The following is a 10100-nucleotide window of genomic DNA, read 5'->3' as shown; positions in this document are numbered from 1 at the left end:
GGGGGTCGTGGGCGGCGGGCGACGCTCCTGCCTGACGGGTCGGGGCTCGCGACTGCCCGTGACCCAGGTGCGGCCCGCGGAGCCACACCTGCCCGGGACCGGCGCCGCGAAACACCGCCCCGGGCTGGTTGGAACGAACGTACGAGGCAATCGAACACTCGTTCTAACTACTGCTGACAGTACACCCTCCCTCCGACGAAAATGCAACGTGTGACGCGCGGACGCCGGGCGGCACCTCACCCGCCACCCGTCGGGCGGCGGGACCTCGTCGGTCGACGTAACGACTGGTGGGCCGTACGACCCTGACTGCGGCGGCGGTAGCCTCCGCTTCCGTGACAACCCCCCGCCCCGTCCTCGGGATCGCCATGGTGCTCGGCTCGGGAGCGCTGTTCGCCGTCAACGGCACGGTCTCCAAGCTGGTGCTCCGCGCCGGCCTGGACGCCCCGCAGCTCACCCTGCTGCGCGCCGTCGGCGCCTTGACCGGGCTGCTGGCCCTGAGCCTGTTGCTGCGCCCCGGGGCGCGCCGGCTCCGGGTCACCCCCCGCCAACTGCCGCTGCTGATCGGGTACGGGCTGACCGGCTTCTTCGCCGTGCCGATGCTCTACTTCGTCGCCATCTCCCGGCTGCCCGTCGGGATCGGGCTGCTGTTCGAGTACACCGCTCCGCTGCTGGTCGCGCTCTGGGCCCGGTTCGGCCAGCGGCACCGGGTACGCCCGCGCCTCTGGGCCGGCCTGGCGCTGAGCCTGCTCGGCCTCGGCTGCGTCGCCGAGGTGTGGGGCGAGCTGAAGCTGGACGGCCTCGGCGTGCTCGCCGGGCTCGGCGCCGCGGTCTTCCTGGCCGGCTACTACGTCCTCGGCGCGCACGGCGTGACGCGGCGGGACACGTTGTCGCTGTGCACCTGGGCGTTCGGCGCCTCCGCCGTCGCCGGCCTGCTCACCCGCGCGGTCACCGTGGGCGTCGGCGGGTGGGAGCCGCTGACCGCCGACACCGACGGGGGCGTGCCGGTGGCGCTGCTCTGCGGGTACGTCGTGGTGCTCGGCTCGATCGCGCCCTACCTGCTGGTGGCCGGCGCGATGCGGCATCTGCCGGCGACCAGCGTCGGGATCGTCGGCATGGTCGAGCCGGTGATCGCCGCGGCGGTGGCCTGGGTCGTCCTCGGCGCGGGCGAGGCGCTCAACACCGCGCAGCTCGCCGGCGGGTTCCTGGTGCTGGTCGGCGTCGCGCTGGCCGAGACGGCCCGGGTCGCCCCGGCCCTGGGCGCCGCCCCGCCGGCACCCGAAGCCGTCGCCGTCACCCGCTGAACCGGCCCGCCCCTCCCGGCCCGCTGAACCGACCCCCCTCCCGGCCGGGGGGCCGACGCCGAGCCGGCGTGGCCGGAGGGCCGGCGTCGCCGAAGGACCGAAGGACCGGCGTGGCCGAAGGGCCGGCATGGCCGAAGGACCGGCGCGACCGGATGAGCCGGAGGGCCGGCGTGGCCGGAGGGCCGGCGTGGGCCGGCGTGGGCCGGCGTGGCCGGGTGGGCCGGCTCCGGGCACACCGGGAACAATGGCCGCATGCAGCCACACCCGAACGTACGCGCGGTGCAGGACGTGCTCGACGCCGCGGGCGCGCGGGACGGGTCCGGCGCGCCGAGCGCCGTCCGTCTGCTGCCCGACGCGGTCCACACCGCCGCGGCCGCCGCCGAGTCGCTCGGCGTCGGAGTCGGCCAGATCGCCAACTCGCTCGTCTTCGAGGCGGACGGCGCGCCGCTGCTGGTGCTCACCTCCGGCGCGCACCGGGTGGACACCGCCGGCCTGGCCGCGTCCATCGGGGTCACCCGGCTGCGCCGGGCCACCCCGGACTTCGTCCGCACGCACACCGGGCAGGTGATCGGCGGGGTCGCCCCGGTCGGCCACCCGCGCCCGCTGCGCACCCTGGTCGACACCGCCCTGAAGACGTACGACGAGATCTGGGCGGCCGGCGGCGTGCCGCAGGCGGTCTTCCCCACCACGTACCCGGAGCTGCTGCGGGTCACCGGCGGCACCCCGGCCGACGTGGCGTGAGCAAGCGGGGCGAGCGAACCGTCGGCCCGGCAGCGGGGCGCCTCGCGTCACTGTCGGAGGTGGCGGCGTGAGCGAGCGGAGCGTCGAGCTCGGCGGCGCAACGAGCGCGCGGAGCGAACCGACCGTGCCGGGGCTGGTCACCCTGCACGTGTGGCGCACCTCCGGTGCCGCACTGCCCCGGGCGCTGACCCGGATGGCGGTCGACCCCCGCCGGCTGCGCGCGTTGCCCGGCGTACGGTTCGGCAAGCTGCTCGGCACCGGGACCGGCACCGGCTTCGGGCCGGGCGACGCGGACCTGACCCGGTGGGCCGCGCTGACCGTGTGGGACTCCCCCGCCGCCGCGGCCGGATTCGACGGCTCGCCGGTGGGGCGCGCGTGGGCGCGGATCGCCCGCGCGGCCGTCCGGGTCGACCTGCGCCCGCTGAGCAGCCGGGGCGAGTGGTCGGGCCGCCGGCCGTTCGGTGAGCCGCCCGGCGGCCGGGTCACCGGCCCGGTGCTGGCCCTGACCCGGGCCCGGCTGCGCCCCCGGCGGGCGGCCACCTTCTGGCGGGCGATCCCACCGGTGGCCGCCGCGCTGCACGCCGCGCCCGGCCTGCTGGCTCGGTTCGGCGTCGGCGAGGCCCCGCTGGGCTGGCAGGGCACGGTGAGCGTGTGGCGTGACCCGGCGGACCTCGTGGCGTTCGCGTACCGTCACCCGGAGCACCGCGCCGCGATCATGCGGACCCCCACCGAAGGGTGGTACGCGGAGGAACTCTTCGCGCGGTTCGAGGTGCGCGACGTGGTCGGTGACCGGGCGGTACTGGGCTGGGTCGCGGACGACGACCAGGAAACGGCGGAGGGTGCACGGGCATGAGGTTGGTGCGGTGGACGCCGGACGATCTCGTCCGACGGCTGGACGACGTGGTGGCCGTCTACGGCGAGGCGATGGGATACCGCACCGACCTGCTGGAGGCGCGGCGCGGCTACATCGCCACCCACGTACGCCGGCCCGGCTTCCGCGCCGTCGCCAGCCTGACCAGCGAGGGGCACCTGGCCGGCTTCGGCTACGGCTACCTCGGCGCCCCGGGGCAGTGGTGGCACGACCAGGTGTGGCGGGCGCTGAACCCGCCCGCCCGGCAACGCTGGCTGACCGACTGCTTCGAGGTGGTCGAGCTGCACGTCCGGCCGCCCGCGCAGGGGCACGGCCTGGGCGCGAGGCAACTGCGGGCGCTGCTCACCCTGGCGGAGGGGACGACCACCCTGCTGTCCACCCCGGAGGCCGACGAGCAGCGGTCCCGGGCCTGGCGGCTGTACCGCCGGTTCGGTTTCGTCGACGTCCTGCGCCACTTCCACTTTCCCGGCGACGAGCGCCCGTTCGGCGTGCTCGGCCGGGACCTGCCGCTGGAGCCGCCGGCACCCGACCGGGCCACGTCGTGACCCGGGAGCCGCCGACACCCACCCGGTCCGGCCGGGGCCGCGCCGTGGCCGGGCGGCTGTCCTGGACGCTGCTGGCCGTGCTGGTGCTGGCGCAGATCTGCTACCCGCTGACCGCCGGGCAGACCCGGGCCCGGCTGACGGTCGCCACCGTCGTACTCGGCTACCTGCTCTCGGTGGGCCACGCGCTGCTCACCCGGGGCCCGCGTACGGCGACGGCGCTGGTGGCGGTGGCCATGGTCGGGGGATTCGCCATCGAGGCGCTCGGCGTGGCCACCGGCTTCCCGTTCGGCAGCTACGACTACTCCGGGGAGCTGGGGCCGAAGCTGGCCGGGGTGCCGCTGATCATCCCGCTGGCCTGGACGTGGATGGCCTGGCCGGCCTGGCTGGCCGCCACCCGGCTGACCGGCGGCGCCGCCGGCGGCGGTCCACCGAGGGCCGGCGGCACCCCCGGCAGCGGGCCGGGCACCGAGAGCGGGCCGAGCACCGGCGGGGGGCCGAGCACCGGCAGCGGGCCGGGCATCAGCAGCAGACCCGGCAGCGGGCCGGGCGTCGGCAGTGACGCCGGTGGCCGGTCGGGGGGCCGGTTCCCCGTCCGGCGGATCGCGCTGGCCGCCGTCGGGCTGGCCGCCTGGGACCTCTTCCTCGACCCGCAGATGGTGGCCGAGGGCTACTGGGTCTGGCGGGACGCCACCCCCGCGCTGCCCGGCCTGCCCGGCATCCCGGTGAGCAACTACCTGGGCTGGCTGCTCTTCGCCGTGCTGATGATGAGCGCGCTGCGCCCGCTGGCCGGGCCCGCCGTGGCCACCACCGACGGGCGGGACGCCCCGATGTTCGCGCTCTGGCTGTGGACGTACTTCTCCAGCGTGCTGGCCCACGCGGTCTTCCTCGACCTGCCCGCCTCGGCCCTGTGGGGCGCGGCCGGCATGTCGGTGGCCGCCGTGCCGCTGGCGGTCACGCTGCTCCGCTCCCGCCGCGCCGACCGGCACGAGCCCCGCCAGCCGCAGCGCACCGGCGTCGACGCGACGGCATGACCGCCGTCCTCGCGCTGCTGCTCGGCGTGGCCGCGCTGACCGCGCACACCCTCGTCAACGCCGGCCGCCGGCTGCGCCGCCCGGCCGAGCCGCCGGCGCCGGTCACCGAGACCGTGGCGGTGCTGCTGCCGCTGCGCGACGAGGCCACGCGGGTCACCCCCTGCCTGCGCGCGCTGCTCGCCCAGCGGGGCGTGCCGGGGCTGCGCGTCGTCGTGCTCGACGACGGGTCGACCGACGGCACCGCGGACGTGGTCCGCGCGGTGGCCGGCGACGACCACCGGGTCACCCTGCTCGACGGGGTCGCCCCGCCGCCGGGGTGGCTGGGCAAGCCGCACGCCTGCTGGCAGCTCGCCACCCGGGCCGACCCGGCGGCGACCGCGCTGGTCTTCGTCGACGCCGACGTGGTGCTCGCCCCGGACGCGGTCGCGGCGGCCGTCGCCGAGCTGCGCGCCGCGCGGGTGACGCTGCTGTCGCCGTACCCCCGGATCCTGGTGGCGACGGCGGCCGACCGGCTGGTCCAGCCGCTGTTGCAGTGGCTGTGGCTGACCTTCCTGCCGCTGCGCGCGATGGAGCGCTCGCCGCGGCCGTCGCTGGCCGCCGCCGGCGGACAGTTCCTGGTGGTGGACCGGGCCGGCTACGAGGCCGCCGGCGGGCACGCCGTGGTGGCCGGGAAGGTCCTGGAGGACATCGAGCTGGCCCGCGCGGTCAAGCGGGCCGGCGGCCGGATCGCCCTCGCCGACGGCTCGCGGCTGGCGGCCTGCCGGATGTACGAGGACTGGCCGCAGCTGCGCGACGGCTACTCGAAGTCGCTCTGGGCGACGTTCGGCCACCCGGGCGCGGCAGCCCTCGTGATCACGGCGCTGCTGCTGCTCTACACCGCTCCCCCGCTGCTGGCGGTGGGCGCCCTGGCCGCCGGCGCGCCGGCGGTGGCGGGCGCGGCGCTGGGCGCGTACCTGCTCGGGGTGGCCGGGCGGGCGGTCACCGCCCGGGCCACCGGGGGTCGGTGGTGGCCCGACGCGCTGGCACACCCCGTGTCGGTCGTGGTCCTCGGTTGGCTGACCCTGCGGTCGTACCATCTGCGGAAGCGGCACCGCCTGTCCTGGCGCGGCCGCCCCGTCACCTAGGGAGGCGCGGCATGGCGCGGATCGTGGTCGTCGGCGCCGGGGTCGGAGGGCTGGCCACCGCCGCCCGGCTGGCCGCCACCGGGCACCAGGTCACCGTGCTCGAACGCGCGGACACCGTCGGCGGCAAGCTCGGCCGGTACGTCCGCGACACCCCGGCCGGCCCGTTCCACTTCGACACCGGGCCGAGCCTGCTCACCCTGCCCGACGTCTTCCACGACCTGTTCGAGGCGACCGGCGCGAAGCTCGACGAGTACCTGGACCTGACGCCGGTGGACCCGATCGTGCGGCACGTCTTCCCCGGCGACGCCCCGGCCCTCGACTCGTGCGCCGACCCGGTCGAGTTCGCCGCCCGCATCGGCGCGGCCCTCGGCGACCGGGCCGCGAAGGACTGGCAGCGGCTGTGGCGCCGGGCGGAGCGGGTGTGGCAGGCGTCGCACCGGGACATCCTGCGCCGCCCGATCGACTCCCCGCGCGACCTGGCGGCGCTGGCCTGGCGGCTGGGCGACCTGGCCGCCATCGGCCCGGGCCGCACCCTGCGCGGGCTGGGCCGGCGGCACCTGTCCGACCCCCGGCTGCGGATGCTGCTCGACCGTTACGCGACCTACACGGGCGCCGACCCGCGCCGGGCGCCAGCCGCGCTGGTCGCCGTCCCCTACGCCGAGCTGGCCTTCGGCGGCTGGTACCTGCGCGGCGGGCTGGGCACGCTCGCCGACGCGCTGCTGACCCGCTGCCTGGACCTCGGCGTGGTCGTGCGGACCGGCGCCACGGTCACCCGGATCGACGCGGCGGGCGGCCGGGTGCACGGCGTACGCCTGCGCGGCGTCGCCGCGCCGCTCCCCGCCGACGTGGTGGTGGCCAACGTCGACGCGCTCACCCTCTACCGGGACCTGCTGCCCGATCCGCGCCGGCTGGCCGGCCTGACCGACCGCAGCCTCGCCGGCTTCGTGCTGCTGCTCGGCGTCACCGGAGACTCGGGCCTGGCCCACCACAACGTGTTCTTCCCCCGCGACTACGACGCCGAGTTCGACGCGGTCTTCGGCCACCCGGGGCGCGGCGCGCGGGCCCGACCGGCGGCCGACCCCACCGTCTTCGTCACCGTGGCCGACGACCCGATGGTCCGTCCGGCCGGTCACGAGGCGTGGTTCGTCCTGGTCAACGCCCCCCGGCACGGCACCGCCACCGGGGCCGTCGACTGGCGCCGGCCGGGCCTCGCCGAGGCGTACGCCGACCGGGTCCTCGACGTGCTGGCCGGGCGCGGCGTCGACGTGCGGGACCGGCTGCTGTTCCGGGAGGTCCGCACCCCGGCCGACCTGGACGACGCGACCGGCACGCCGGGCGGGTCGATCTACGGCACGGCAGGCGGGCTGCTCCGCCCGGCCAACCGGGGCCCGGCGCACGGGCTGTGGCTGGTCGGCGGCTCCAGCCATCCGGGCGGCGGCCTGCCGATGGTGACGCTCTCCGCCCAGATCGTCGCCGACGAGATCGGCCCCGCCTGGTAGCCGTCATCGCCGACGAGATCGGCCCGGCCTGACAGCCGTCGTCACCGACGGGACCGCCCCCCGCCTGGTAGCCGTCATCGCCGACGAGATCGGCCCGGCCTGACAGCCGTCGTCGCCGACGGGACCGGCCCCGCCTGACAGCCGGCCGGCGGGCGGGGACACCACGCCGACGCCGGGAGCAGCGCCGTCCAGGCCGCCCGCCCCGCCGGGGCCCTTCCTCGGCCGTAGGGGCATCGGGCGATCTTGGCAGGAAAAGGCCCCTCGGGGGCCGTTACCTGCCAAGATCTGCCGGGGGCACGCCGGCCAGATTGCGCCCGGGTCGGCGCGCGGTCAGCCGGCGTCGATCAGGGCGCGGCGGACGGCGGAGAGGAGCTGGCCCAGCCCGAAGCCGGCCAGCAGCACCCAGACGGCGGTCGCCATGGTGATGGTGCCGGCGGCCAGGTCCGGCTCGATCAGCCCGGTCAGCCCCGCCAGCAGCAGCCCGGCCAGGGCGACCGAGACCCGGGTGGGGCGCTCCCCCACGGTGACCGCGCCGATCTCCCGCATGCCGGCGGAGACGGCCCGGGCACGGACGTACTCGTGCAGCCAGGACAGCGCCCCCGCGGTCGCGACGAGCGCCCCGGGCGCCCCGATCAGCCAGAACGCGACCAGCCAGGCGGCCTCGCCGAGCCGGTCGGCCAGCGAGTCGTAGACGTAGCCGAGCCGGGTGGTCCGGCGTGTGGCCACCGCCACCGCGCCGTCGACGCTGTCCGCCACCGCGGCGAGCAGCACGAACAGCGCCCCGAGGAAGGGGCCGTCCTGCGGCCGTACGGCGAACAGCGGCACGCAGGCGCAGAGCAGCACGCCCACCACGGTGACCGGGGTCGGGCCGACCCGAAGCCGGCCCAGCACGAAGCCGACGTGGTAGGCGAACCGCAGCCAGGCGCGGACGACCGGGGCCGCCGCCCGGGGGTCGAAGCCCCCGTGCAGTCGCGCCCAGGCCGTGGCGTACTCGTCCCAGTTCAGCTGTGTGCCCACCACGGAACAACCGTCGCACCGGCGCTCAGGTGTCGCGGCGTCGGGGTCACACCCGCGCGCCGACCTGAAGGTTCTGCCAGACCTCGCGGGTGGCGGTGGAGCGGTTGAGGGTGATGAAGTGGATGCCCGGCACGCCCTCGTCGAGCAGCCGACGGCACATCTCGCTGGCCTGCTCGATGCCGAGGCGGCGCACCGCCTCCGGGTCGTCGGCGATCTTCGAGAACCGCTCGGCCAGGGCCGGCGGGAAGGGCGCCCCGGAGAGCTGCACCGAGCGCTCGATCGTGCCGATCTGGGTCACCGGCATCACGCCGGCCAGGATCGGGGTGTCGCAGCCGGCCGCGGCGACCCGGTCACGCAGCCGCAGGTAGTCGTCGGCGTCGAAGAACATCTGCGTGATGGCGAACTCGGCGCCGGCCCGGCACTTGCGGACGAAGTGCTCGGTGTCGCTGGCCACGTCGGGCGAGCGGGGGTGCTTGTAGGGGAACGCGGCCACCCCGACGCTGAAGTCGCCGGCGTCGCGTACCAGGCGGACCAGGTCCTCGGCGTAGAGCACGCCCTCGGGGTGGCGGACCCATTCGCCGCCCGGGTTGCCCGGCGGGTCGCCCCGCACCGCGAGCACGTTGCGCACCCCGACCCCGGCGAGCCGGCCGATGACGTGCCGCAGCTCGGCGACGGAGTGGTCGACCGCGGTGAGGTGGGCCATCGGCAGCAGGGTGGTCTCGGTGGCGATCCGCTCGGTGACCGCGACAGTGGTGTCGCGGGTCGACCCGCCCGCGCCGTAGGTGATCGAGACGAACGACGGACGCAGCGACTCCAGCTCGCGGATCGCCTGCCACAGCAGCCGCTCGCCCTGCTCGGTCTTGGGTGGGAAGAACTCGAACGAGAAGGTCGGCTGACAGTCACGGATCAGCTCCCCGATCGCCGGCTGCGGGTTGGGGAGGACCGAGGGAAGACCGAGCGCCACCCCACGACTCTAGCGGGCGGGACACGCCGCGCCGGGACCTTCCCACAGCGGGAGACGCCGGCCGCGCGCCCGGAGGCCAGACCCGACCCTCCGCGCGGGACCGACGGCCGGCGCAGGCCCCCGGCCCACGCCGGACCCGCCGGGACAGTGCGGGCCTACGCCGGACCCGCCGGAAGGGTGCGGGCGTACGCCGGACCCGCCGGGACAGGGCGGGCCGGCCGGGAGGGCCGGAAAGCGTCGTACCCCCGGAGTAGTCATGGTGCAGCGCGGGACGGATCGGCCGCAGGTCGACCCGGCGGGGGCACGCGCGGGGGTCAGCAATCTCCACCGGTGGCGCACCGGCCCGTCCGGGCCTGCGCCGCCGCCACGCCGACGCCCGCCGGAGGACCGATGACGCCGCCCCCGCCCGGCCCGCAACTGCTCGGGCCGCTGCTCGCCCAGCTCCGGCTGGCGCGAGGCTGGAGCCAGCTACGGCTCGCCGCCGAGCTCTGCCGCGTCTCCGGGGCGCCGACGCTGAGCCGGCACGAGGTCTCCCGGTGGGAACGACAGCTGCGGCTGCCCGGCCCGTTCTGGCTCGGTTGGCTCGCGGTCGTCCTCGCGGTGCCGGCCGACCTGCTGGCCGACGCCGCCGCCCGCACCCGGCGCCTCGGCCCGCCATCCGCCTTCGGCGGCGCCCGGTCCCGGGCGGCGCTGCTCGCCCTGGCCCAGCGCTGGCTGGCCGACCCGCGCGACGCGCTACTGCCGGGCACGCCCAGTCCACCGGCCACCGACGCGGGCGACCCGCCACCGCCCGGCTCGCCCCCGCAGCCAGCCGACTCGCGCGACCCGCAACCGCCCGGCCCGCCCACCCCACCGGCCACCGACCCCGGCGACCCGCCACCGCCCGGCTCGCCCCCGCAGCCAGCCGACCCGCACGACCCGCAACCACCCGGCACGCCCACCCCACCGGCCACCGACCCCGGCGACCCGCTACCGCCCGGCGCCGCCCCGCACGCAGCCCACCCGCA

At 77.1% G+C, this 10100-nt stretch carries 10 protein-coding genes; 8 read left to right on the top strand and 2 right to left on the bottom strand.

Annotated elements, in window-relative coordinates:
* Positions 1-332: 332 nt before the first annotated feature.
* The 7 genes from ACWENR_RS26820 (at position 333) to ACWENR_RS26790 (ending at position 7112) form a co-directional block, all read left to right on the top strand.
* Positions 333-1301 (top strand): EamA family transporter, encoded by a 969-nt coding sequence (locus ACWENR_RS26820; protein ID WP_452279729.1) that lies wholly within the window; start codon positions 333-335, stop codon positions 1299-1301.
* A 252-nt stretch (positions 1302-1553) separates the two neighbouring features.
* A complete protein-coding gene (locus tag ACWENR_RS26815; RefSeq protein ID WP_452279728.1) occupies positions 1554-2042 on the top strand; it encodes a YbaK/EbsC family protein in 489 nt (162 codons plus the stop codon).
* 67 nt (positions 2043-2109) lie between these two features.
* On the top strand, positions 2110-2895 hold the full coding sequence (locus ACWENR_RS26810; protein ID WP_452279727.1) for a monooxygenase: 786 nt from the start codon (positions 2110-2112) through the stop codon (positions 2893-2895).
* Positions 2892-3458 (top strand): GNAT family N-acetyltransferase, encoded by a 567-nt coding sequence (locus ACWENR_RS26805; protein WP_452279726.1) that lies wholly within the window; start codon positions 2892-2894, stop codon positions 3456-3458. Before ACWENR_RS26810 ends, ACWENR_RS26805 begins: the two co-directional genes overlap by 4 nt.
* Positions 3459-3502: 44 nt before the next feature.
* A complete protein-coding gene (locus ACWENR_RS26800) occupies positions 3503-4489 on the top strand; it encodes a carotenoid biosynthesis protein (protein ID WP_452279730.1) in 987 nt (328 codons plus the stop codon).
* Entirely contained in the window at positions 4486-5613 is a 1128-nt protein-coding gene (locus ACWENR_RS26795) for a glycosyltransferase (protein ID WP_452279725.1), read from the top strand. The genes ACWENR_RS26800 and ACWENR_RS26795 overlap by 4 nt, the downstream gene beginning before the upstream one ends.
* An 11-nt stretch (positions 5614-5624) precedes the next feature.
* Positions 5625-7112 (top strand): phytoene desaturase family protein, encoded by a 1488-nt coding sequence (locus ACWENR_RS26790; protein WP_452279724.1) that lies wholly within the window; start codon positions 5625-5627, stop codon positions 7110-7112.
* 330 nt (positions 7113-7442) lie between these two features.
* Here ACWENR_RS26790 and ACWENR_RS26785 read toward each other — a convergent pair whose 3' ends face one another.
* Both ACWENR_RS26785 and metF read right to left on the bottom strand, forming a co-directional pair.
* Positions 7443-8132: a CDP-alcohol phosphatidyltransferase family protein gene (locus tag ACWENR_RS26785; protein ID WP_452279723.1), complete on the bottom strand. Its 690-nt coding sequence runs from the start codon at positions 8130-8132 to the stop codon at positions 7443-7445.
* A gap of 43 nt (positions 8133-8175) precedes the next feature.
* Positions 8176-9093, bottom strand: a complete 918-nt coding sequence (metF, locus tag ACWENR_RS26780; protein ID WP_452279722.1) for a methylenetetrahydrofolate reductase [NAD(P)H] — start codon at positions 9091-9093, stop codon at positions 8176-8178.
* A gap of 390 nt (positions 9094-9483) precedes the next feature.
* On the opposite strand from metF, the gene ACWENR_RS26775 reads away from it, so the two are divergent.
* The coding region (locus ACWENR_RS26775; RefSeq protein ID WP_452279721.1) for a helix-turn-helix domain-containing protein at positions 9484-10100 on the top strand (617 nt) is incomplete at its 3' end.

The sequence above is a fragment of the Micromonospora sp. NPDC004336 genome (assembly GCF_053602615.1).
Note: the sequence above shows the minus strand (reverse complement) of the source record. Positions and strands in the feature narration are given on the sequence as shown.

What these genes read in the sequence shown, in the direction of transcription:
- ACWENR_RS26795 (WP_452279725.1), top strand. Translation starts at nt 4,486, where the DNA reads ATGACCGCCGTCCTCGCGCTGCTGCTCGGCGTGGCCGCGCTGACCGCG.
- ACWENR_RS26790 (WP_452279724.1), top strand. Translation starts at nt 5,625, where the DNA reads ATGGCGCGGATCGTGGTCGTCGGCGCCGGGGTCGGAGGGCTGGCCACC.
- ACWENR_RS26815 (WP_452279728.1), top strand. Translation starts at nt 1,554, where the DNA reads ATGCAGCCACACCCGAACGTACGCGCGGTGCAGGACGTGCTCGACGCC.
- ACWENR_RS26805 (WP_452279726.1), top strand. Translation starts at nt 2,892, where the DNA reads ATGAGGTTGGTGCGGTGGACGCCGGACGATCTCGTCCGACGGCTGGAC.